The sequence below is a fragment of the Hyalangium ruber genome (assembly GCF_034259325.1).
GTDB lineage: Bacteria > Myxococcota > Myxococcia > Myxococcales > Myxococcaceae > Hyalangium_A > Hyalangium_A rubrum.
The window spans coordinates 18,075-41,125 of sequence record NZ_JAXIVS010000004.1 but is presented as its reverse complement, the minus strand read 5'-3'; the positions used below and the strand labels follow the sequence as shown (position 1 = coordinate 41,125).

The window sequence follows — 23,051 nt, the reverse complement described above, 5'->3', positions numbered from 1 at the left end:
AGTCATGGAGCAGAAGCGGTGGGAGCTGCCTCCGGGCCGGGCGGAGGAGGGTTTCGAGGACAAGAAGCCCCTGTTCACCCTGGCGGAGGCCGTGGCGGAGTCCAACCGCTGCCTGTACTGCGCGGATGCGCCCTGCATCAAGGCGTGCCCCACCGCCATCAACATCCCCGAGTTCATCCGGAAGATCGGCACCGGCAACGTCAAGGGCGCCGCGCGCACCATCCTCTCGGCGAACATCCTCGGGCAGAGCTGTGCCCAGGCGTGTCCCGTCGAGGTGCTGTGTGCCGGCTCCTGCGTCTACACGGGCTGGGGCCGCGAGCCGATCGCCATCGGTCGGCTCCAGCGCTACGCCGTGGAGAACACGCTCCCCAAGAGCCCCAACCTCTTCCAGGCCCGCCCGCCCACTGGCAAGCGCGTGGCCCTGGTGGGCTCGGGCCCCGCCTCCATCGCCGCGGCGGGCCTGCTCGCGCTCGAGGGGCACACCTGCATCATCTATGAGCGCAAGCAGATCCCCGGCGGGCTCAACACGCTGGGCATCGCTCCCTACAAGCTCAAGGGCCCACAGGCACTCAAGGAGCTGGAGTGGGTGCTGTCGCTCGGCCGCATCGAGCTGCGCACCGGCGTGGAGGTAGTGGAGCACGCCACCGCGCCGGGCCAGCTGGCGGCCTCGGAGCTGCTGTCCACCCATGACGCCGTCTTCCTCGGGCTGGGGCTCGGGGCGGACTCGCGGCTGGGCGTTCCGGGCGAGGAGGGGCCGGGCGTGGAAGGCGCCACCCACCTCATCGAGCGCCTCAAGGTGGAGCCCGGCTTCAAGCTGGAGGGCGTGAAGCACGCCCTCGTCGTCGGCGGCGGCAACACCGCCCTGGACATCGCCCACGAGCTGGCGCTGCTGGGCGTGCAGGTGTCCATGGTGTACCGCCGCTCCGAGAAGGAGATGGGCGGCTACGTCCACGAGCTGGATGCCGCCCGGCTGGACGGCGTGCGGCTGGTGGAGAGCCGGCAGCCGGTGGAGGTGGTTCGCAAGGACGGCAAGGTCGTCGCCGTGAAGCTGGCGGCCACCCGCGAGGGCAAGCCCGTGCCCGGCACCGAGGAGCTGGTGCCCACGGAGCTCGTCGTCATGGCCATTGGCCAGGAGCGCGCCACCCAGGTGGCCAAGGCCTTCCCGGGCGTGGAGCTGGACTCGCGCGGCCGGGTGAAGGTGGCGGCCGCCACGCACCGCACGGGCCATCCGAAGGTCTGGAGCGGCGGAGACTGCGTCAACGGTGGCAAGGAAGTCGTCAACGCCGTGGCGGAGGCGAAGCTCGCCGTCGCCGACATTCAGCGACACCTGGTGGGGGAGTAGAGCGCAATGGCTGACTTGTCGATCGACTTCTGTGGGGTTCGTAGCCCGAACCCGTTCTGGCTGGCCTCCGCGCCTCCCACCAACACCGGCGATCAGGTGATGCGCGCCTTCGACGCCGGTTGGGGCGGCGCGGTGTGGAAGACGCTGGGCAACCCCATCGTCAACGTGACGAGCCGCTTCGGTGGCATCGACTACGGCAACACCCGGCTGATGGGGCTCAACAACATCGAGCTCATCACCGACCGGCCGCTGGAAGTGAACCTCCGCGAGATGCGCGAGGTGAAGCGCCGCTACCCCAAGCACACCCTCATCGCCTCGCTCATGGTGGAGACGAAGGAGGAGTGGCGGGAGATCATCCGCAAGGCCGAGGACACCGGCGCGGACCTGCTGGAGCTCAACTTCGGCTGCCCCCATGGCATGTGCGAGCGCGGCATGGGCTCCGCCGTGGGCGCCGAGCCCAAGGTGCTCGAGGAGATCGCCCGCTGGGCCGTGGAGTTCGCCACCGTCCCCGTCATCGTCAAGCTCACCCCCAACGTGGGTGACATCCTCGAGCCGGGCGAGGCGGCGGTGCGCGCGGGCGTTCCGGCGCTCTCGCTCATCAACACCATCAAGTCCATCATGGGCGTGGACCTGGACCGCATGGTGCCGCTGCCGCAGGTGGGCAACGCCTCCACCAACGGCGGCTACTGCGGCCCGGCGGTGAAGCCGATTGCCCTGCACCTGATGGGGCAGCTCACCCGCCACCCGCAGGTGCGCAAGCTGGCCATCTCCGGCATCGGCGGCATCTCCAACTGGCGCGACGCGGCGGAGTTCATCGCCCTGGGCGCCACCTCGGTGCAGGTGTGTACCGCGGTCATGCACCACGGCTACCGCATCGTCGAGGACATGATGGAGGGCCTCTCGGACTTCCTGGACGAGAAGGGCATGAAGTCCGTCAGCGAGCTGCGCGGCCGCGCCGTGCCCGCCTACCGCGAGTGGGGCGAGCTGGACCTGTCCTACAAGCTGGTGGCGAAGATCGACGAGGACAAGTGCATCGGCTGCCAGCTCTGCTACGTGGCCTGCATGGATGGCTCGCACCAGTGCATCCACATCCCCGGCCGCACCGAGGAGGAGTCTCGCCGCGCCGGCCACACGCACATTCCCAAGGAGCTGCCCAACCGCGTGGTGACGGCCAAGGCCGGCACTCCGGGGGCTCGCGTGCCCTTCGTGGACAATGACGAGTGCGTGGGCTGCAACCTCTGCCAGCTGGTGTGCCCCGTGCCCGACTGCATCAGCATGGTGGAGCTGCCCTCGGGCAAGCCCTCGGAGACGTGGAATGACCGCGTCGCCAAGGGCACGGACTTCGTGCCCGGAGGCTTGGACGCGACCCTGGCCGCGCGGAAGGCTCGCTAGCCATGTCGCTGACGAACGAGGACCTGGCCGCGACGCCTCCCGAGGCGCGCACCTGGACGACGAAGCACTTCGCCGCGCTCTGGGTGGGCATGGCGGTGTGCATCCCCACGTACACGATGGCCTCCGGCCTCATCGACCAGGGGATGAACTGGTGGCAGGCCCTGCTGTGCGTGGGCCTGGGCAACGTCATCGTCCTGGGTCCCATTCTGCTCAACGCCCACGCGGGCACGCGCTATGGGATTCCCTTCCCGGTGTTCGCCCGGGCCTCGTTCGGAGTCATGGGGGCCAATGTCCCCGCGTTGCTGCGCGCCCTGGTGGCGTGCGGCTGGTTCGGTATCCAGACGTGGCTCGGTGGGCAGGCGCTGTGGCAGCTGGCGCTGGCGGTTGCTCCCGGGCTGCAGGGGCCCTTGAGCTCCGAGGGGATGAAGGCGGCGATCGGCATCCACCCCGGTGAGTTCATCGGGTTCGCCGTGTTCTGGGCGGTGACGCTCTACTTCATCATCAAGGGCACCGAGTCCATCAAGTTCCTGGAGCTGTACTCCGCGCCGTTCCTCATCGTCGTGGGCCTGGTGCTGCTCATCTGGGCTTACGTCAAGGCGGATGGGTTCGGGCCCATGCTCTCGCAGCCCTCGAAGTTCAACGACATGGGCTCCTTCATGGGGGTGTTCATCCCCGGGCTCACGGCCATGGTGGGCTTCTGGGCCACGCTGTCCTTGAACATCCCGGACTTCACCCGCTATGCGCGCAGCCAGAGAGACCAAGTGGTGGGGCAGGCGCTGGGGCTGCCCGGGACGATGGTGCTCTTCGCGTTCATCGGCGTGGCGGTGACGTCCGCTACCCCGGTCATCTTCGGGGAGATCATCTGGGATCCGGTGAAGCTGATGGGCAAGGTCGGCGGAGCGTTGGTGACGCTGCTGGCGATGCTCTCGCTGTCCATCGCCACGCTGTCCACGAACCTGGCCGCCAACGTCGTGTCTCCCGCGAACGACTTCTCCAACCTGGCGCCTGGGAAGATCTCCTACAAGATGGGCGGCATCATCACCGCCGTCCTGGGCGCGGTTATCTTCCCCTGGAAGCTCATCGAGTCCTCGGGGGGCTACATCTTCACCTGGCTCATCGGCTACTCGGCGCTCTTGGGGCCGATTGGCGGCATCATGGTGGCCGACTACTTCCTGGTGCGCCGCCGCGCGCTGGTGGTGGAGGACCTGTACCGGCGCGGTGGGCAGTACGAGTTCAGCGCCGGGGTGAACTGGAAGGCCATGCTGGCACTGGCCATTGGCGTGGTGGTGAACGTGCCCGGCTTCCTGGCCGAGGCGGTTCCCGGGCTGAAGGACGCGGTGCCGAGCTTCTGGCGCACGCTCTACACCTACGCGTGGTTCGTGGGCTTCCTGTTGTCCGGGGCGCTCCACTACGTCTTCGCGGTGATCTCCGCGCCGCCGAAGGCGGAGACCCGGCTCGAGCCGGGGCGCTGAGGGGTCAGTCCTCTTCTCGGTGATGCGAGCCCGGGGGCTCTTTGTTACACCCCCGGACCATGGACAACCCGTCTGGCCAGACTCCTCCTCCTTCGCAGCAGCTCTTTGAGCGCATCACCGGTTACTGGGTCTCTCAGGTCATTGGCGCCGTTGCCCGGTTGGGCGTGGCGGACAAGCTCGCGGCCGGCGCTCGCGCGAGCGATGAGCTGGCTCGCGAGCTGGACGCCAACCCGGATGGCCTGTACCGCCTCCTACGAGGCGGTGTGACGGCTGGCCTCTTCGAGGAGTCCGCTCCCCGTACGTTCTCGCTCACGCCCATGGGCGCGTGTCTCCGTTCCAACGTCCCCGGGTCCATGCGCGACATGTCCATCGCCCTGTGCGACCGCTCCCACTGGCTGCCCTGGGGCCGCCTGCACGAGGCGGCTCGCACCGGCCACTCCACCAGTCGCGCCGCGCTGGGCATCGACATCTGGGAGCACTTCGCCAAGCACCCCGAGGAGGCCACCCACTTCGCCCGCGCCATGGGAGACCTCTCCGGTCTCGTCGCCACCGAGCTGCCGCGTCTCCATGACTTCTCGTCCTACGCCCGCGTGGCCGACATTGGCGGCAGCCAGGGCGTGCTCCTCGCCTCGGTGCTCCGCGCCAATCCCTCCGTCCGAGGCATCCTCTTCGACCTCCCCCATGTCATCGACGGCGCCCGCGCCCGCCTTCAGGCCGAAGGGCTCGCTGACAGGGTCGAGCTGGTGGGCGGCAGCTTCTTCGAGCCCGGAGTGCCCGCGGCCGAGGCCTACCTGCTCAAGCACATCCTCCACGACTGGGACGATGCCTCCTCCACGCGCATCCTCCAGCAGCTCCACCGCGCCGCGCCGTCGGGGGCCAAGCTGTTCCTTCTGGAGATGGTGATGCCGGGGGACAGAAATCCCACGCCCACGGCGCTCATGGACCTCAACATGCTCGTGCTCGTGGATGGACGTGAGCGCACCGCGCAGGAGTTCAAGGCACTGCTCGACGGTGCCTCCTGGGAGATGGAGCGAGTCACCCCCTCTCAGATGGGCATCAGCCTCATCGAGGCCCGTCGCCGGTAGGCCCGCTCACGAGGCCTGAAGCCGCGTCGCCTTCTGCGCGAGCAACTCGCGCAGTCGGCCGATATCCACCGGCTTGACCAGGTGCTCGTCGAAGCCCGCTTGTAGCGCCTGGCGCCGGTCCTCTGGCTGGCCATAGCCTGTCACCGCCACCAGGAGCACGCCCTGTCCCTCCTGCGTCGCACGCAGCGCCCGCGCCACAGTGTAGCCGTCCTGTCCCGGGAGCCCGATGTCCAACAGGATCGCGTCCGGCCGCAGGTGCCGCGCCTTCTCCAGTCCCGAGGTGCCGTCCTCCGCCTCGAAGACGACGTGCCCCTCCGCCTCCAGCAGCGCCCGCACCGCCTCGCGTGTGTCCTCGTGGTCCTCCACCACAAGCACGCGCCGGCCCAGGGACCGCGCCGCCGGTGCCACTGGCAGGCGCGCTACCTCCTCCGTCGCCAGCCGGGGCAGGCACACCGTGAAGGTGCAGCCGTGTCCCAGCCCCGCGCTCTCTGCCCGGATGGTGCCTCCGTGCAGCTCCACCAGGCGCTGCACCAGGGTCAACCCGATGCCCAGCCCGCCCTGCGCCCGGTCCAGCGTGTGGTCCGCCTGGAAGAAGAGCTCGAACACGCGCGGCAGCGCTTCGGCCGACAGCCCCACCCCCGTATCCGAGACCCTCAGCTCCGCCTGTCTCCCGTGCTCCCGCGTGGTGACGGTGATGCGGCCGCCCGCGGGCGTGTACTTCAGCGCGTTGGTCACCAGGTTGGTGATGAGCTGCTCCAGCCGGCTCTCGTCCGCCTCCAGCCAGAGCGGCTCCACCTCCACCACCAGCTGGTGCCCTTGGGTGCGCCCGGCCACCTCGAGCGTGGCGATGGCACGCCGCACGCTCTCGGCCAGCTCCACCTTCCGCTTCTGCAACTGGATGCGGCCCGTGTTCACCCGCGCCACGTCCAGCAGCTCATCCACCAGCCGGGCCAGGTGCAGCGCCTGTCGCTCCACCAGCGCCCGTGCGCGCTCGCGGCGCGGCTCCTCCTTCGCCATGGCGATGAGCTTGACGCCGCTGGTGATGGCGGCCAGGGGGTTGCGCAGCTCGTGGCCCAGCATGGCCAGGAATTGATCCTTGGCCCGGTTGGCCGCCTCGGCCTCGGCGCGCGCCGACTGCGCCGCGCCCATCTGCGCCCGCAGCGCCGCCTCCCGTTCGGCCACCTGCGTGGTGGTGCGCTCCAGCGCCGCGCGCAGCCGCTCCAGCTCGGAGATGCCCGTGGGGCCTACCTGGGTGAAGGCCGCCGGCGTGGCCGCGCTGTCTCCCGCCGCGCGCGCCAGGGCCCGCAGCGGGTGGGTGATGCGACGTGCCACCCAGGTGGCCCACGCCACGGCGATGAGGCAGCACACCAGCCCGATGGCGAGCACTCCCAGCAACGAGCGGTTGAGCGGCGCGGAGAAGGCGGCCTGGGGCGCCGACAGTGCCACCGTCCAGGGCGCCATCTGGGAGCGGGTGATGGCCGAGAAGACCTCCATTCCATCCACCGTCACCGAGGGGAAGAACGCCTCGGGAGAGGAGCGGATGTGGTCGATGAACTGCTGGCGCGCCCGCACGCCGACGTACTGGGAGGCGCCTCGGCTGCGCGAGAGGATGATGCCCTCGTTGTCCACCACGGTGCCCACCCACCCCTCGGGCAGGCGCTGCTCGGACCAGAGCTGACCCAAGGTGCTCAAGTCATACACCGCCACGAGTACGCCGCTCAGTCGCCCTTCGCGTTGGACCGGCACGGCCACCACCACCGTCTGTTGCCCCTTCGCGCGCGTGGCGAGGAAGTCCGAGACGGCCGGCTGCCCCGTCTGCACCACCGCGTGAAAGTAGGCGCGATCCGCCACCCCCGGCAGCGGTGTGCCCAGCGGGTGGGTGGTGGAGAGCAAGGCTTGGCCCGAGACATCCGCCAGGCCAATCGCCGTCCATGGGGAGCGCGAGTGGAGCACGGCCTGGCAGGTGTCGTAGAAGCCTTGCAGGTCTCCGGCCGCCAGGGACTCGGAGTGGGCCAGCACCTCCAGCGCCTGGATGCTCTGCCGCAGCTCCCGGTCCATGGCCAGCGCCAGGGCGCGGGAGGTCTCCTGCATGCCGCGCGTGCGCACCTCGCGCTGGGATTCGGCGAAGCGGCCGACCATGCCCGCGGCGAACAGGAGCACCGGGACCAGCAGCCCCAGCGCCAGCAGCGTGAGGTAGAAGCGTAAGGGGCGAGCGCTCATGCGCCTCGCTTTGAGAGTGGCGAGCACAACGAAGAAGCCCATCTCGGGTCGTGGGGAGGACTGACGGAGGCGCATCGTGCTTCTCGCCTCGGAGTGACGCAAGGTGGACCCCCGCGCGCACGGGCGGCGTGGGGCCGGTGGGGTGTTCGCCAGTACACACCCTTGGTGACGCTCAGCCTCGCGCTGGAGGCTCCGACACCGGGGCGGCTTCGGGCGGCAGGAGGTTGGCCAGGGCTGCTCCGGAGAGGATGAGCGAGCCGCCTATCAGCAGGGACGCGGTGAGCGGCTCGCGCAGCACCACCACGCCGAGCACCACCGCCACCAGCGTGTCGAGCAGCGCCATGGCGCCCAGCGCCGAGAGGGAGATGCGCGGCAGCAGCCAGTACAGCAGCTGGTAGGTGAGCACCGTGCCCCCCAGGGCGAGGTAGGCCACGGCCAGCACCGCGCGGAGTGTCCAGTGCGTGGGCGACTGGGCCTCCAGGAGGAAGGACAGCCCCAGCAGCGGCACGGCGCTGCTCAGCGTCTGCACGAAGACCAGCACGTGCGGCGGTACGTGCGTCATGTGCCGCTTCACCAGCACGTTGGCCACCGCCACGAGCACCGCCGCCGTGAGGATCAACAGGCCTCCGAGCAGCGCCTGGCGGGAGGTCTCCAGCGCTCCGAGCTGGTCTCCCTGCAGCGCCACCACGCCCGCGAGCCCCAGCCCCGCCGCCAGCAGCTTGCGCCCCGTCAGCCCCTGGTCCGGCAGCAGCACGCGCCCCACCAGCAGCAGCCACACCGGGAAGGTGGAGAAGAGCAGCGCGGACCAGCTGGAGGCGACCCATTGCTGGCTGATGAACAGCAGCGCGAAGGGAATGGAGATCTGCAGGCAGCCCACGCCCATGAGCTGCCAGGTGGTGCGTACACCCAGCGTGGCGCCGCGCGAGCGGGCAAAGGGCAGCAGCACCAGCCCCGACACCAGCATCCGGACCCCCACGAAGCGCAGCGGGGGCAGGTCCTCCAGGCCCACCTTCACCACGGCCCACGTCGAGCCCCAGAGGATGAAGCAGGTGCAGTAGGCGAGCGCGATCTTCAGCGGGCCCGCGGGGCGAGGGGCCGGGGAGGAAGCCATGGACGAGGGCGGAGTAGCACACGGGGCGTGGCTTCGTTCCAGTAACGGGCAGTCGCACCGCCTCCCGAGACAGTGGAAACGGCCCTCGGCGCGCCGAACCCTTCCGCACAGTCTCTCGCGGAGGCAGGCCATGCGGGCGTGGCGGGCAGGGCTGGTGGTGTGTTGGCTGGCGGCGGGCTGTGGGGAGCCTTTCTTGGAGGAGTCGCCTCCACCGGAGGCGCTCGTGGACGAGGCAGGCGAGCTGTCCGCCCAGGTGTGTCCCCCGAGGGTGGGGGAAGCTCGGCGCGTCAAGGTCATCCTGCCGCCGAGCATGTTCTTCGCCCGGTTCGCGGAGCAGCCCGAGAGCTTCGTGGAGTTTCGCGGCCAGCTCGCCTTCGCCATCAACTTCGAGGATCGCCACATGGCGCTGTGGCGGAGCGATGGGACGGAGGCGGGCACCGTCGAGGTGAAGGCGTTCCCTCCGCTGCCCTCATTTGGCTTTGACCGGCTCAGAGGGCTGACTCCCGCCGGAGACAAGCTCTTCTTCCTGGCGAGCGAGGCGGCCACCGGCAGCGAGCTGTGGGTGACGGATGGCACCTCCGGTGGGACAGCGCAGGTGGCGGACCTCACGCCCGGGACCGAGGGCTCGTCCCTGTCTCACCTCGAGGGTCTGGGCTCCAGGCTCGTCTTCATCCGCGAGCTGCCCGGCCCACCGGGGCGCGTGGAGCTGTGGCGCTCCAATGGCACGACCGCGGGCACGCAGCGACTGGTGGATTTCGGTCCGGACACCAGCGTGAGCTTCCAGGAACTCCGGCTGGGGGACACGCTGCTCTTCTTCGTCTCGAGCGCAGTGCGAGGCACCGAGCTGTGGAAGACCGATGGCACGGCGGCTGGCACGGGGCGAGTCCGGCGCCTCGATGCGGGACAGGTGGGCATCTTCGATGTGCGCACCACGGGCGGGATGGGCTTCTTCACCCTGTTCGACGAGGGAGGCCTGACCGAGGTGTGGAAGACGGATGGGACGGTGGGCGGAACGTTGCGCCTGCGCACGTTCGGGCCGAGCGTCTTTCCTCGGCTCCTCCACGCGTTGGGGGCACACCTGTACCTGGCGAGCACGGACGCCGCGACGCTGCGGATGCGCATCGACCGGCTGCGCACGGACGGCTCCGGTGTGCGCGAGCACGTGGTGACCTTGCCCAACCCCTTCGCGGATCAGCCCGATGCGTTCCCCAGCCTGAACGAGGTCTCCCTGGCGGACGGGAGGATCTTCTTCTCCATGGCTATCGGCACTTCGGGTCCGGCGCCTCGCGATACCCAGCTCTGGGTGACGGATGGGACGCGGGCGGGGACGCGGCTGCTGCGTCGGCCCTTGAGCCTCTCGGACGAGTACGGCTCCCCCATCTACGCCGTGAGTGACCAGCTCGCCTTCTTCACGGCCTTCGAGGCAGAGACGGCCGGCATTGAGCCGTGGGTGACGGATGGCACGGTGGGGGGGACGCGCCGGCTGAAGGATGTGGCGCCTGGCAGGGAGGGCTCGTACACGCGCTCCTTCCTGCGCGTGGGCAACCGCCTCTTCTTCAGTGCCTATGACGACACGCTGGCTGGGCAGCTCTGGTCGGTTCCCTTGCAGCGCTCGTGCATGGCCGGGATGGGCGGCCTACCTTGAGCGTTGGCTTCGTGGGCACGCGCGGCGGCAAGGCCCGATAAATTCGAGCAACGCGCTTTTCATGGGGAGTCCCCCACCGGTGAAGGATTCCGGTGGGAGTAGATGCCCCCTGTGCCTGGGACGACTCCGGAAGGGCTTCGGGGCTGTCCCTGGGGCCAGGAATATGGCCGTGACTACTAACCAGTTAGTAGTCGACCCCCCGAAACAGGGATGAAAGGGGTCGTGACTACTAACCAGTTAGTAGTCTGAGTGCCGGGACGGGGGCCGTGACTACTAACCAGTTAGTAGTCGACCGGCTGGAGAAGGGCAGGTGCTTTGAGGACCCATGGGGTAGGATAGGGCGGCGACTGGATCGGGGCACACGTCGCCCTGGCTGGAGAGTGCCCGTGGGAACCAAGCGACCCCTGCAGGAAGTGGATCCGCTCAGCCTTCCGGTAGGGATGCGGGTGGGGCCATGGCGGATCGAGGGCTGGGGAGGTCGGGGCGCCTACGGCACCCTCTACCGCGTGGAGCATGAAGGTCACGATGTCTCCGGACCGTTCGCGCTCAAGCTGGCCATTCACCCGGGGGATGAGCGCTTCGCGCGCGAGGCGTGGCTGCTCTCGCACATCCACAGCGCCCACGTTCCCCAACTGCATGCGCAGGGCGTGTGGGAGCATCCCTCGGGAGCTTTTCCCTATTTGGTGATGGAGTGGGTGGAAGGCGAGCCGCTGTACGAGTGGGCCTCGCGGCGAAGCCCCTCATCGCGACAAGTCCTGCAACTGCTGGCACAGGTGGCGAGGGCCTTGGAGGCCACGCACGCAGCCGGTGGAGTGCATCGAGACGTGAAGGGGAGCAACGTGCTGGTGCGGCCTGGCGATAATCGGGCCTTCCTCACGGACTTTGGGGCGGGGCATTACCGGGGCGCGGCCACGCTCACCTGGCGGTTGTTGCCTCCGGGAACTCCTGCCTATCGCAGCCCGGAGGCGCGGGCGTTTCTCCACGCGTTTCTTCGTCACCCCACGGCGCACTACCCCGCCAGCGCGTGTGATGACCTGTTCGCGTTGGGCGTGACAGCGTGGAGGCTGGTGACGGACGAATATCCGCCCACGGATGAGGAAGGCACCGAAGTGTGGCGCGAGGCTGGGCCCGGGCCGCGTCTACCGAGAGCGCTCAACCCTCGGGTGAGCCCGGAGTTGGAGACCCTCATCCTGCGACTGCTGGACATGGCGCCAGTGGAGCGGTTTGGGGGCAGGGCCGTGGTGGCGGCCGAAGCACTGGAGCAGGCCGTGCGTAGCGCGGGGCCCGAGGCGGACCGTCCATTGTTCTGCTGGGGAAACGAGCCTAACCCTCGTTGGCGTTCTCCAGAGCGAGTACAGCGGGTCGTGGAGCAGGATGTCGCCGCGAGGGAGGGCCTGGCGCTGCGTGAGACAGAGGCACGGAGACGGGCTGCGGCATACCGTGAGCAGGCGCGGTCTCGGCTGCTGGCACCGACATGGGGAGCGGAACTGGCGGTGGCGCTCCTGGGACTGCTGCTCGCGGGGCTCACGGTGGCGTGGCTGCACCGAGGGCAGGACATGGCTCCTGTCGCCTCGAACAGGAGTTCCCAAGAGGATGGCAGCGTAGCGGTGGGAGACAGCGTCACTCCCGCCTCGGCGCTGGCCACCATGCTCACGGACACCAAGGTGCCAGCGGTGGGACTGCCGCTGCCCGCGAACCCCTTTCCGGGGCAGCGCAGGCCTCCTTGCAACAAATATGGCGAGGTGGAGCTCCGGGGCGGGTGCTGGTACGCGCTGCGCGATGCCCAGTCACCGTGCCGGGAGGACGCATACGACTGGAAGGGGGACTGTTATCTGCCCTCCTTTCCTCCCCGGCGCCAGCCAACGGCGCACCCACCGTGAGCGCTTCACAGTGAAGAAGACAGTGGTTCAAGCGAAAGGGCTTCTCTAATCCCCTTCAGGTAAGTGAGTGAAGACCCAGTTCCCGAGAGAGGACCGCCGCCTCTCGTGTGCATCGCCGCTCAGGCGCTTCCGCCAGGTGCTGAAGGCTGCGCAGTGGAAAGTTGGCTCCGGGTCTTGCATTAGGGGCCGCCCCGGCGGCGCTTCTGCCCAACCTGTCTGATGTCTGACAGGTTTGCTCAGCCCCCGCCCTGGGCAGGCGCTCAAGCCCTGATCGCTCTGCCTCCACGGAAACGATGGCCATCGCTCAGCACCTTCGGCAACTTTGCTGAAAAGGGTTAGAGGAACCTCCTCGTGAAGGCGCTTGGGAGCATCTATGCGAAAGGGAGGTGTCTTCCCACTGGATGGACGGAACTCAACCAGCTCGTCACCCAAGGCAGTCCGCGCTAGGTGTCCGATCCATGTCCCAGCGGTTCTTCGCGCTGTCCGATGACGTCTATTTTCCGCACCGTTGGCACCTCGCCACCCCGACGGATGGCCAAGGTTACGAGGTGGACGACTGGCAGTTCAGTGATGGGAAGTCGCTACTGATCAAGGGGCGCCTGAGAGTTCCGATTGAGCATGTGGGCAAGCCGTTGGATTTCTCCGAGGCAGGAATCAAGATCCCAGTGGTTCATATCAAGGTGGCCACGGCATTCTTGGAGTTGGCGCCGAACGATGTGCAGCTGATTCCCGTCGATATCGAGGGCCACCTGGATCAATACCTGATCCTTGTCGCCACGCGCCTCATTCGCTGCATCGACGAGAAAGCATCCAGGGTCCTGCTGTGGACTCCTGAGGACGGTGAGCCGGAGAAGGTAGGGCAGTATCGTGATGTACGAAGCTTGCGGCTCGACAAGTCGAAGACAGGGAACATCCAAGTGCTTCGTCCCGAGGGGTGGTCAGGCACTTTGATTGTCTCAGGTGAAATCAAGGCTGCCATGGAACAGATTGGCGCCACGGGAGCTAGGTTCGAGGAGGTGTAATGCACCCGCGCGCTAGAACCCCCGAGCCGGCATGCTCGGCGCGCGCTGCAGCCAGTTGTCCTCGGGGTAGGTGGCCGTGCCATCGATGAGGTGCAGCGAGTAGGCGTGGCGGCTCTTCGGCGAGGTGTTGGCTCCGCTCTTGTGCGGCAGCAGCCCGTGCAGCACCACCAGCGTGCCCTTCTTCACCTCCAGCGGCACGAAGCCCTCCTCGGGCACCGGCGTGGAGTCCAGCACCTGGAACGCCGTACCTCCTCCGGGCGCTCGCACGAAGCGCTTCTTCAACCCCAGCGTGTGTCCTCCTGGCAGCGCCCACAGGCAGCCGTTCTCCAGCGTGGCGTCCTCCAGCGCGAACCAGAACCCCAGGCACGTGTACGGCTCCGTGTAGAGGAACGTCGAGTCCTGGTGGCTGTTCACCTCGCCGCCAATGTGCGGCTGCTTGAAGATGTACATCGACTGCAGCAGCAGGGGCTTTCGCACCCCCAGCTCCGTGGCCAGCGCGGCCAGCTCCGGCGTGCGCGAGAACCGCTCGAAGACCGGGTCCAGGTCATGCATTGCATGGCCGAGCTTGTTGATCGACAGCGCCTTGGCCTGTCGCAGAGAGCCGTCCGGTGCGAAGGCGTTCTCCTCGAAGAAGAACCGGATCTGATCCCCCGAGGACAGGAAGTACGCGTCCGAGGTTCGCGTCTGCTCGTGGGTGGTGAAGATGGAGACCGTCTCCGGCTCGAAGCCCTCCACCAGCTGTTCGGCGCGGGCCTTCAGCGCATCGCACGCGGCCGCCGGGACGAAGTCCGGCAGCACGAGGAACCCCTGTCGCTCGAAATCATCGGCTCGGCTCATGTCTGCCCCCAGCGCGGCGGGACCGTACCCCGAAGCCAGCAGAGCGAGAAGCCAGGCGCGGCCGGCCTCAGGGACAGGCGCCGCAGTCCAGTCCGCAGTTGTCGTACTGGTTGGAGGTGCCACAGCTCTCGGACACCTGGCACGCACCATCACCGCACAGGTAGACATCCTCCTCGCGCAGCCGCGTGGTGAGGGGGCGGTAGGTGACGCCGTTGTAGGTACACGCGGTGTAATACGTCTTCGAGGCATCCAAGGTGCAGTAGGCCGCGCAACTGCCGACATGCACCAGGGGCGGGCAGTCGGTGTGCCCGCCGCCGGAGTTGGAGGAGAGCGAGCACGCGCGAGCGGTGCTCTCTCGAGCGTTGAGCTTCCCCCGGTCGCTGCCGAGGTAGAGGCCCTCGGAGGTGAAGAGGTTGCCGAAGAAGCACGCCTCGCGCTGTGAGTACGCGCGCAGCTCCGCGCTCGTGTACGGCACGGGCGCTCCCGTGGCGCCCAGTCCCAGCACGGAGATGGGAACCGTCATCCCGTACTTGTTGACGTGGGCCGCCAGACACGCGGAGACCACCTGTTGCTCGCTCGTGCTGGCGCGCGTGCCGCTGGCCCAGCCCGGTGCCAGTCCCAGGAGGCCCTCCCAGGTGTAGCGCTCCCCCGTCTCGGGCACCGTGTACGAGAGGGACGTTCCCTCAGCCAGCGCGCAGCGGACCACGTAGCGCATCACCGAGTCCGCCAGCGCCTCGTCCGCTTGGAACCAGCTGGCGAACTCCGAGGTGGACAGTCCGTTCGCGGACAGCCCATTCGCCGACAGCCCGTTGGCTGACAATCCGTTGGCCGAGAGCCCATTGGCCGACAGTCCGTTGAGTCCCTCCAGCCCTTGGGCCTGTCGCGTGTGCTGCCGTGGCTCGGAGGGTTCGCCCACCGGACCGCAGCTGGTGGCGAGCGCTACACCCCAGAGGAGCAGCAACGCACGGAGACGAGCCAGGCAGGTGCATGTCATAGGCGTGACCTCTTCCAAGGTGAATGAGCGGAAGTGTGGGGTCCGCACACGCAAGCGAAATCCCCTGGGGAGGCAACAGGGCTGTGTGTTTTCCAATTGGAGGACACAGCCCGCGTCGCGGTGTTGAGCACTGGAAGCTCCAGGCATCCACTGCTGGATGATCCAAGTGTGGATCCCCCCAGGCATACAGGGGGTGAAATGCGCTCATGTGGTGGCGTGTGATCAGTTCCATCACTCAGGAGCGGGGCTCCAGATGCACCTGAGCCGGCGAGGAACTACCTCTGCACTCAGCCACGGAAGAAACGGGGGCGGGCGATGGGTGAAGTCTTCCCAGGAGAGGAGTGTGCCGCGAGGGCGGGCCCGTGGGGGCCGAGCGGCGGCGCGCCACGGCGCCAGGGCCGTGCCATGCCTCCGACAGGGACGGTGGCGCTGGTCTTCACGGATGTGCAGGGCGCCACCCGGCTGTGGGAGCGCTGCCCCGAGAGCATGCGGGACGCGCTGGAGGTCCACGACGCGGTCCTGCGCGCGCTGCTGGATCGCGGCACGGGCTATGAGGTGAAGACGCAGGGCGGGGCCTTCATGCTCGCCTTCGCCTCTCCGGTGGAGGCGGTGCGCTGGTGCCTGGAGGCGCAGGAGGCGCTGCTGCGGGCGCCCTGGCCCGAGGACCTGCTCTCGCAGCCGGAGGCGGCGGAGGAGTGGGGGCCGCTGGGACTCCTGCACCGGGGCCTGCGGGTGTGCATGGGCGTGCATATGGGCGAGCCCGAGTGCCGCATCGATGAGCGCACGGGCCGGGCGGACTACTTCGGCCGCATGGTGAACGCGGCCTCGCGGGTGGCGGGGGCGGGGCACGGCGGGCAGGTGCTGGTGAGCGGCGCGGCGTGGGCCCGGGTGGCGCCCGAGGCCGAGGCGCTGGGCAGGCCCGCGGTGCGTCCGCTGGGCACCTTTCGGCTCCGGGGCCTGGAGAGCGCCGTCCCGCTGGTAGAGGTGCTGCCCTCCTCGCTGTCCGAGCGCCGCTTCGGCGCGCCTCGGGCACCCCGGGAGCGCCAGGGCAACGTGCCGGCTGCGCAGCATGAGCTGATCGGCCGGGCCACGGAGCTGGAGACGCTGCGGCGCTGGCTGCGCGAGGACACCCGCGTCATCACCCTGCTGGGGCCGGGGGGGATGGGCAAGACGCGGCTGGCCACCCACCTGGGCGGGCTGGAACTGGAGGCGTGCGCCTGGGAGGGCGGGGTGTGGCTGTGCGAGCTGGCGGAGGCGACGACGGAGGACGCCCTCTGCCATGCGGTGGCGCAGGCGCTGGGCGTGTCGCTGACGCGAGACGGAGAGGTGAGCGAGCCGGTGGAGCGGCTGGGCCTGGCGCTCAACGAGTGCGGCGAGGCGCTCATCATCCTCGACAACATGGAGCAGGCCACGCGGCCCGGGGCACAGTTGCTGGAGCGGTGGATGGTGCTGGCCCCGCGTGCCCGGTTCCTCGTCACCTCCCGGCAGGAGCTGTGCCTGCCCGGAGAGCGCCTGCTGGAGCTGGGGCCGCTGCCGCTGCCGGCGCCGGGGGAGACGCGACTGGAGGAGATCGCCCGCTCGGAGGCGGTGCGCCTGTTCGTCGAGCGGACGCGCGAGGTGCGCGGGGGCTTCGAGCTGACGGCGGAGGAGGCGCCGCGTGTGGTGGACATCGTCCGCCAGCTGGACGGTGTGGCCCTGGCGATCGAGTTGGCCGCGGCGCGCACGGGCGTGCTGGGCGTGGGGCAGCTGCGCGACAGGCTCTCTCGTCGCTTCGAGCTGCTGCGCAGCGGGCGCAGGGATGCCTCGGCGCGGCAGGCCACGCTTCGGGGAGCTATTGACTGGTCCTGGAACCTGCTCGAGCCGGCGGAGCGGGACGCGCTGGCGCAGTGCTCGGTGTTCCGGGGTGGCTTCACGCTGGAGGCGGCGGAGGCGGTGGTGGCATTGCCCCCCGGGCCGCTGGATGTGCTGGACGTCATCTACTCGCTGCGGTGCAAGTCGCTGCTGCGGACGCAGGAGACGGACGGGCCGGCCGAGGAGTGCCGGCTGGGGATGTACGAGAGCGTGCGGCAGTACGCCGCCGACAGGCTGCCGGAGCTGGGCAACGCGGCGGAGTTGGTGGCTCGCCACGCGGACTGGTACCTGGCCCTCGCGCGGGGCCTGCGGGAGCGTGCGCCGCGAGAGGGCGTCACCGAGGCGCATCGCCGACTGGCGCGCGAGCGGGAGAACCTGCTGGCCGTCTGTGACCACGCGCTCGCCGTGAAGCCCGCCACGTCCCGCTCCGTGGCCGTGGCGCTGGAAGCGCTGGAGGCGCTGGAGCCGGACATCGTCGCCCGGGGACCCTTGAGCCTGCTGCTCACCCGGCTGGACCAGGCGCTCGAGCTGGCGAGTGCCGTGGCGCTGGAGCCCTCGCGCCTGGCCTCGGCCTGGGCGGTGCGGGGCCGGGCGCACCTGGAGGCGGGCAACCTGGACGAGGCGCGCCAGGACCTGGAGCAGGCCCGCGCCGCGCTGCATGGGCTGGGAGCGGTGGCAGGGGAGAAGCGGGTGCTGGTGGACCTCTCCATCGTGGCCCGCCAGCAGGGCGATGTGGCGGGAGCGTGGGAGCTCGTCCAGCAGGCGCAGGGTTTGCCCTCGGGAGGCGACCGCTGGCTGGAGGCGTACGCGGTGGGCCACCTGGGGCTCGTGGAGCAGGCGCGCAAGGGCGCGGGCGCCGCGATTCCCCACCTGCGCGCCGCGCGGGAGCTGTTCCGGGCAGTGGGCGATGTGGCGCTCGAGGTGGGCTTCACCACCCACTGCGCCGTGGCGATTGGAGAGACGGGCCGCCTGCGCGAGGGCAAGGCGCTGGTGGAGGAGGCGATGACGCGCGCCGCCAGCGTGGGAGACCGCGCGGGGCACACGCTGGCGCGGCTGCACCTGGGGTGCCTGCTGTTGGAGGAGGGCAAGGCCTCGGAGGCGCGCGAGCACCTGACGGCGGCGGTGCGGATGGGGCGCCAGCTCGGCGTGCGCCTGCTGGAGGGCACGGCGATGGGCGAGCTGGGCCGCGCGGAGCTGGCCCTGGGAGACCTGGCCGAGGCGAGGCACTGGCTGGCCGAGGCGATCTCCGTGCTGGACGGCGTGGCGCGCTGGCACGCGCTGCGCTTCGCCGCGCACAGGGCCGCGGTGGATGCGACGCTGGGAGATGCGAGCGCGGCCATCGCGAGCTTCGAGGCCCTGGAAGAGGCGCCCGAGACGAGCAGGTGCCCGGTGCTGCGCGGGCTCACCACGCTGCTGAAGACAGCGGCGGACCTGGCCCTGGCCGAGGCGGCCTCGAAGGGAGGGGAGGATGCGCGGCATGCTCGGGAAGCGGCGCGGCGCTGCGTGGAGACGTTCCACGGCATGCCCGGGGAGGCGTTCTCCTCGGATATGCGCGGGGCGCTGCGCTTCCTGGAGCGGCTGCTGTCTCGGGGACCCGAACTCCGCGGCTGAGGGGGCAGAGACTCAGCGAGGAGACGGCAGCGGTGGGCCTGGCGCCCGGCGCACTCCAGGCACCTGGAGCAGTCGTTCCAGCACCTGATCCATCCGGGTCCGGCCACTGTCGCCGCGCACCTCGAGGGTGAAGCTGACATCGTCGTAGCGGTGGGCGCGCTCGAACTCCAACGCGGGACGAGGCACGTCCTCGATATTGGCGGCGGAGCCGCGCAGGCCCGCGTTCCACTCGCGCACGAGCTGTTCCACCGAAGAGGCCTGGATCATCAGCCTGTACACGACGCCGGGAGTCGCGGGGTACTCCAGCCCCTGCCGCCCCAGGACTTCGTAGCCTGCCTTGCGCAGCGCGGTGCGCTGAGCGGCGGAGAGGAACCGCTCGGGTGCCACCGAGGGGGAGGTCGGGTTCAGCTCCTCTCCGGGAAAGGAGAGCAGGGTCGAGAGGAAGGCTTCGCGCGCCTTCATGTCGGCGGGGCGCTCCCGAAAGGCATCCATCGCGCGTACCAGCGCGGGCAGCCGCTCTTCGAGGGCCTTCTGTCGCGATGCGAGCGCCTGCTGTTGCTCCGGGGTGAGCAGCTCGCGTGCCTGTGCCGCCGCCACCACCTCAGGGAGCGCTGCCACGAGGGGCGCCTTCTCCCGAGGATCGAAGGAGACGTGGACGAGCACACCGGCGGACTCACTCGGAGCACGCCGGACGCGCAGGGCGGCAGGGGAGAAGAGCTCGAAGCGGCCAGCGGGGGTGAGGGTGACCTGGTGAAGCTCCTCCGAGCGGGAGCCGAGTTCGCGCTGCCGGTCCTCTGAGTCCTGGGGCCAGGTGAGCCAGAAGCCGAAGGCTGTGCCAGGCGCCACCTTGCGAGGCAGCTTCTCCTCCAGACGGAGGAGGCCGCCATCACGCTCCTTGTCGGCCAGGGTGACGCACGCGCCGCGCGGGGTACACACGGTGCGAGACAGCTCGACGCGAGGAGGGGTGGCCGCCGTCAGCAGCAGGAGCCCTCCGCCCAGGACTGCCAGCCTGCGTGCCGTCACGGCCCGGCTCCTCTCAGCGAACAGCCTTGGCGAAGTGGTTCGCCAGCCGGTGCAGCAGCTCGGTGTTCTCGTCCTGGGCGGCCTTGAGCTTGGGGACCTGGGAGCGCAGCTCCTGCGCATCCTTGCCCCGCTGGGCGAGCTCCTCGCTCCAGTGGGTGAGCCAGCGGTCCAGGTCCTCGGCGCCCAGCTCCAGGTGGAACTGGAAGGCGTAGGACTTGCCGAGCCGGAACGCCTGCTGCGAGTACCGGTCCGTGGAGGCCAGCAGCGTGGCGCCGGGCACGGCCTTGAAGGTGTCCTGGTGCCAGTGGGCCACCACGGTGCGGGGGCGCGAGCCGGCGATGACGGGGTCCTTCAGCCCGTCCTGCGTCCAGCGCACGGGGAGCGCGCCGACTTCGAACCCGTTCTTGCCAAGGAACACCTCGGAGCCGGCGGCGGAGGCGAGCATCTGCGCGCCCAGACACACGCCGAGGCAGGGCCGCTCGTTGGCGAGCCGCTCGGAGAGCAGAGCGATCTCCTCATGGAGGAAGGGGTGCTGGTCCGCCTCATAGACGCCCATGTGGCCGCCCATCACCACCACCAGCTCGGCGTCCACATCCTCGCGGCGTACGGAGCGGAAGCGTCGGGTCAGGGAGAATCCGGCCTGCTGAAGCACCGGGCCGAGTAGCCCCACGCCCGCATCCTCATCATGCTCGAAGACCACTGCGCGCATCGTCCATCACCTCCACGACTCGAAGGCCCCGGAGGAAAGCACGATCGACTCTCTCTGGCACGAGGCAAGCCGCTGGCGGCCGTGCGCTCCCTCGCTTCGTGTACCCGTTGAGTCAGAAGCGCGCGTGCGACTCGGCGAATCATCCCATCGCCCCCAGCCCCCTTCCTAGTCTGTGCGCTCCTCCTTCGAGGCGGTGAGACCCGTGACTCTGCGTGGGACAGGTGCGCTTCTGCTGGTGATGTTGGTGGTGGGGTGCGGTAGCACTCAACGAAGGGTCCGCGTGAGCGGGGGGCAGGGCGAAACAGTTCACCACTTCCCCCGCGCTGCCGAGCTCCAGCCCGTGGAAGTGACGCCGGAAGAGCTGGCGCGGTCGCTTCGCATGCTGGCGATGGAAGTACGCCTCAGCGGCTCCCCTCGGGAGACCGTCTGGAGGATGTTCCAGCTCAGAGGGGCACTGGTGGGCGGGCGCTACCTCGATCTGAAGGGACGCTACGTCCTGGCACTGCTCATGGCGGCAGCAGTGGCGCTCACCCCACGTGCAGCGTGTGACCTACTCCGGGCAGACCGATGTCTTCAGGGTCGCACCACGTAGCCCGGCCTTCAGTCATCCTGTTCGGAAATGTCGGGGGTTTCGGGCGTAAAAAGTCCCGACATTTCCGAACAGCCGAACACGCGGGGTAGCTCCGAGGGCGCTGCAACAGGCGGTTGCAGGTTGAGCAATGAGGCTTCCCACTTACCTGTCTGCCCCTGCTCAACAACCTCTGCTGAGAGTGGCCCTGTGGACGATCTCCACCTCGCGACCATCTGCAACGACAAATCCATCCTGCGCGGGGGACCATGGTCGCCCAGGTTCCGAGAGATCTTCGCCAAGGCGGGAATGAAGCTGAATGACCCCGCGAACAAGCTGCCTCTCGAAGGGCACCAAGGGCCGCACCCTTATGAGTACCATCGGCTCGTCTACCAGACGCTTCGCAGGGCGACGCAGACCTGCCGGAGTGTCGCGGAGTGCCGGGTCAGGTTGACGGGGGCGCTCCAGGACCTCGCCCAACAGATCGCCACGCCGGGGACGGAGCTGAACCGACTCGTGACGCGTGCCAATCCACGATAGAGGGGCCCTATGCGGCGCCGTTTCTTCGAACTGCATGATGACGTCGAGGCTCCAGGCCGATGGCACCTCGCCACGCCTGTCGACAGCCATGGCCGCAAGCTGGACGACTGGCAGTTCACGAACGGCAGGCCTTCCCGCATCACGGGTCGCTTGAAGGTCCCCATCGAGGTCGAAGGCCGCCCCCTGGACTTCTCCGAGGCAGGGCTTGGCGTCGCGATCCTCCATGTCAGGGCCGCGACCCTGTTCGCGGAGCTGGCTCCGGATGACGTGCAGCTGCTCCCCGTGGACATCGAGGGGCAGTCGGACCAGTACCAGCTCCTCGTCGCGACCCGGCTGATTCGCTGCATCGATGAAGCGGCGTCGAAGGTCAGGCTATGGACGCCTGAACATGGCGTGCCCGAAATGGTCGGCCAATACCTCGGTCTCGATCATCTGCGCATCGATGCCGCGAGGGTGGGAACAGCCAAGGTGTTTCGCCCTGAAGGCTGGGACGTTGCCCTGATCGTCTCGGAGGACCTCAAGGAAGCGCTGGAGCGCCAGGGCACCACGGGGACGCGGTTCCAGGAAGTGTAGCGCGAGCGCTCAGGAGGCGCGCCACAGCCGCCACAGCAGCGTGAGCCGGGGGCTGTAGCCGATGGTCGCCTGGTCGATACGGCCCTCGGGCGAGAGGACGAAGAGCGTTGGGAAACGGTCCACGCGGAAGGAGCGTGTCAACCCGGAGTCCCCTCCCAGCAGCACGGGGTAGTCCGCGTCCCAGTCCTGGACGAAGCGCCGCACATCCGCCTCGTCCTCATAGGCCACCGCCACGGTCACCACGTGTGCCCAATCGCCCACCATGCGCCGCAGCGCCGCGAGGTTCGAGGACTCGGCCTTGCACACCGAGCACCAGGGCGCCCAGAAGACGAGCAGCACGGGCTTGCCGCGCAGGTCCGACAGGCGCACCTGCTCCCCCGAAAGGCTGCGCAGCTGGAAGTCCGGCGCGGGCGTTCCGCTGCCCGGCAGGTGGCGCGTCTGCCACGCCATCACCGCCATGAAGAGCAGGGCGAACAGAGCCAGGTCCACGCCCCAGCGCACCCACCACCGCTTGCGGGCGTGGTGGTACGCGGCCCATGCACCCTTGAGGCCTCGCCTCGGCTCCTGCTGCTCCATCGTGGCTCCTTGCCCCCGCAGCCTACCGCTTTCTGCGAGGGCCTGTCGCCCGGGGCTACTCCTTCAGGGCGCCATCGAGCGCCTTCTTCAGCTCGGCGCTCTCGGGCTCCACGGAGCTGGGGAAGGCGGCCTTCACCTGGCCATCCTTGCCCACCACGTATTTGTGGAAGTTCCACTTGGGCGCCCCGTGCTTGCGCGCCAGGAACTCGTATACGGGCGACTGCCCCTCGCCCTTCGTCTTCACCTTCTCGAACATGGGGAAGGTGGTCTTGAAGCGCAGCTCGCAGAACTTGGCGATCTGCTCGGAGGTGCCCGGCTCCTGCCCGCCGAAGTCATTCGAGGGGAAGCCCAGCACCACCACGCCCTTGTCCTTGTACTCCTGGTGGAGCTTCTCCAGGCCCGCGTACTGCGGCGTGTAGCCGCACTCCGAGGCGGTGTTCACCACCAGCAGCACCTTCCCCTTGTACGAGGAGAGGTCCTCCGCCTTGCCATTGAGGCGGGTGCTCTTCAGCTCGAAGAACGACATGACGGGCTCCGCGAAGGCGACGGACCCGAAGGTGACCGCCGCGAGGGTGGACAGGACGATGAGTGTGCGCATGG

The 23,051-nt window shown here is 69.0% G+C and carries 17 protein-coding genes and 1 pseudogene; 10 read left to right on the top strand and 8 right to left on the bottom strand.

Annotation, left to right across the window (positions count from 1 at the left end):
* The first annotated feature begins 4 nt into the window (after positions 1–4).
* Genes SYV04_RS12395 through SYV04_RS12380 form a run of 4 tightly spaced genes read left to right on the top strand, consistent with a single transcriptional unit; the run spans position 5 to position 5,291 of the window.
* Positions 5–1,342, top strand: a complete 1,338-nt coding sequence (locus SYV04_RS12395) for an FAD-dependent oxidoreductase (protein ID WP_321545930.1) — start codon at positions 5–7, stop codon at positions 1,340–1,342.
* Positions 1,343–1,348: 6 nt separating this feature from the next.
* On the top strand, positions 1,349–2,734 hold the full coding sequence (gene preA / locus SYV04_RS12390) for an NAD-dependent dihydropyrimidine dehydrogenase subunit PreA (RefSeq protein WP_321545929.1): 1,386 nt from the start codon (positions 1,349–1,351) through the stop codon (positions 2,732–2,734).
* Between the two features lie 2 nt (positions 2,735–2,736).
* Entirely contained in the window at positions 2,737–4,206 is a 1,470-nt protein-coding gene (locus SYV04_RS12385) for an NCS1 family nucleobase:cation symporter-1 (protein ID WP_321545928.1), read from the top strand.
* Between the two features lie 59 nt (positions 4,207–4,265).
* On the top strand, positions 4,266–5,291 hold the full coding sequence (locus tag SYV04_RS12380; protein ID WP_321545927.1) for a methyltransferase: 1,026 nt from the start codon (positions 4,266–4,268) through the stop codon (positions 5,289–5,291).
* 6 nt (positions 5,292–5,297) lie between these two features.
* Here SYV04_RS12380 and SYV04_RS12375 read toward each other — a convergent pair whose 3' ends face one another.
* Both SYV04_RS12375 and SYV04_RS12370 read right to left on the bottom strand, forming a co-directional pair.
* Positions 5,298–7,511 carry a hybrid sensor histidine kinase/response regulator gene (locus tag SYV04_RS12375; RefSeq protein WP_321545926.1) on the bottom strand — a complete coding sequence of 738 codons (2,214 nt, stop codon included), beginning with the start codon at positions 7,509–7,511 and terminating at the stop codon, positions 5,298–5,300.
* Positions 7,512–7,683: 172 nt separating this feature from the next.
* Complete coding sequence (locus SYV04_RS12370; protein WP_321545925.1) at positions 7,684–8,622, bottom strand: DMT family transporter; 939 nt, start codon at positions 8,620–8,622, stop codon at positions 7,684–7,686.
* A gap of 130 nt (positions 8,623–8,752) precedes the next feature.
* Between SYV04_RS12370 and SYV04_RS12365 the strand changes: the two genes are divergently transcribed.
* The 3 genes from SYV04_RS12365 (at position 8,753) to SYV04_RS12355 (ending at position 13,169) form a co-directional block, all read left to right on the top strand.
* Positions 8,753–10,267 (top strand): hypothetical protein, encoded by a 1,515-nt coding sequence (locus tag SYV04_RS12365; RefSeq protein WP_321545924.1) that lies wholly within the window; start codon positions 8,753–8,755, stop codon positions 10,265–10,267.
* Positions 10,268–10,653: 386 nt separating this feature from the next.
* Entirely contained in the window at positions 10,654–12,147 is a 1,494-nt protein-coding gene (locus SYV04_RS12360) for a serine/threonine protein kinase (protein ID WP_321545923.1), read from the top strand.
* 458 nt (positions 12,148–12,605) lie between these two features.
* The gene (locus tag SYV04_RS12355) at positions 12,606–13,169 is read left to right on the top strand and encodes an imm11 family protein (protein ID WP_321545922.1); all 564 of its coding nucleotides are present in this window, start codon (positions 12,606–12,608) and stop codon (positions 13,167–13,169) included.
* A gap of 12 nt (positions 13,170–13,181) precedes the next feature.
* Here SYV04_RS12355 and SYV04_RS12350 read toward each other — a convergent pair whose 3' ends face one another.
* Both SYV04_RS12350 and SYV04_RS12345 read right to left on the bottom strand, forming a co-directional pair.
* Positions 13,182–14,006 (bottom strand): phytanoyl-CoA dioxygenase family protein, encoded by an 825-nt coding sequence (locus tag SYV04_RS12350; protein WP_321545921.1) that lies wholly within the window; start codon positions 14,004–14,006, stop codon positions 13,182–13,184.
* A gap of 67 nt (positions 14,007–14,073) precedes the next feature.
* The gene (locus tag SYV04_RS12345) at positions 14,074–15,000 is read right to left on the bottom strand and encodes a hypothetical protein (protein ID WP_321545920.1); all 927 of its coding nucleotides are present in this window, start codon (positions 14,998–15,000) and stop codon (positions 14,074–14,076) included.
* Positions 15,001–15,315: 315 nt separating this feature from the next.
* On the opposite strand from SYV04_RS12345, the gene SYV04_RS12340 reads away from it, so the two are divergent.
* Complete coding sequence (locus SYV04_RS12340; RefSeq protein ID WP_422723931.1) at positions 15,316–18,462, top strand: ATP-binding protein; 3,147 nt, start codon at positions 15,316–15,318, stop codon at positions 18,460–18,462.
* A gap of 12 nt (positions 18,463–18,474) precedes the next feature.
* Here the strand turns inward: SYV04_RS12340 and SYV04_RS12335 are convergent, their stop codons facing one another.
* Positions 18,475–19,485, bottom strand: a complete 1,011-nt coding sequence (locus tag SYV04_RS12335; protein WP_321545918.1) for a hypothetical protein — start codon at positions 19,483–19,485, stop codon at positions 18,475–18,477.
* Between the two features lie 13 nt (positions 19,486–19,498).
* The gene (locus SYV04_RS12330) at positions 19,499–20,194 is read right to left on the bottom strand and encodes a glutamine amidotransferase-related protein (RefSeq protein WP_321545917.1); all 696 of its coding nucleotides are present in this window, start codon (positions 20,192–20,194) and stop codon (positions 19,499–19,501) included.
* A gap of 787 nt (positions 20,195–20,981) precedes the next feature.
* Here SYV04_RS12330 and SYV04_RS12325 point away from each other — a divergent pair.
* Together SYV04_RS12325 and SYV04_RS12320 are read left to right on the top strand one after the other, a co-directional pair.
* Positions 20,982–21,302, top strand: a pseudogene (locus SYV04_RS12325) (AHH domain-containing protein); the annotation flags it as partial.
* A gap of 9 nt (positions 21,303–21,311) precedes the next feature.
* Entirely contained in the window at positions 21,312–21,875 is a 564-nt protein-coding gene (locus SYV04_RS12320; RefSeq protein WP_321545915.1) for an imm11 family protein, read from the top strand.
* 9 nt (positions 21,876–21,884) lie between these two features.
* On the opposite strand, the gene SYV04_RS12315 is transcribed toward SYV04_RS12320, so the two are convergent.
* Complete coding sequence (locus SYV04_RS12315) at positions 21,885–22,451, bottom strand: TlpA family protein disulfide reductase (RefSeq protein WP_321545914.1); 567 nt, start codon at positions 22,449–22,451, stop codon at positions 21,885–21,887.
* 55 nt (positions 22,452–22,506) lie between these two features.
* Positions 22,507–23,049, bottom strand: coding sequence for a glutathione peroxidase (locus tag SYV04_RS12310; protein ID WP_321545913.1), 543 nt, complete (start codon positions 23,047–23,049; stop codon positions 22,507–22,509).
* Positions 23,050–23,051 lie beyond the last annotated feature (2 nt).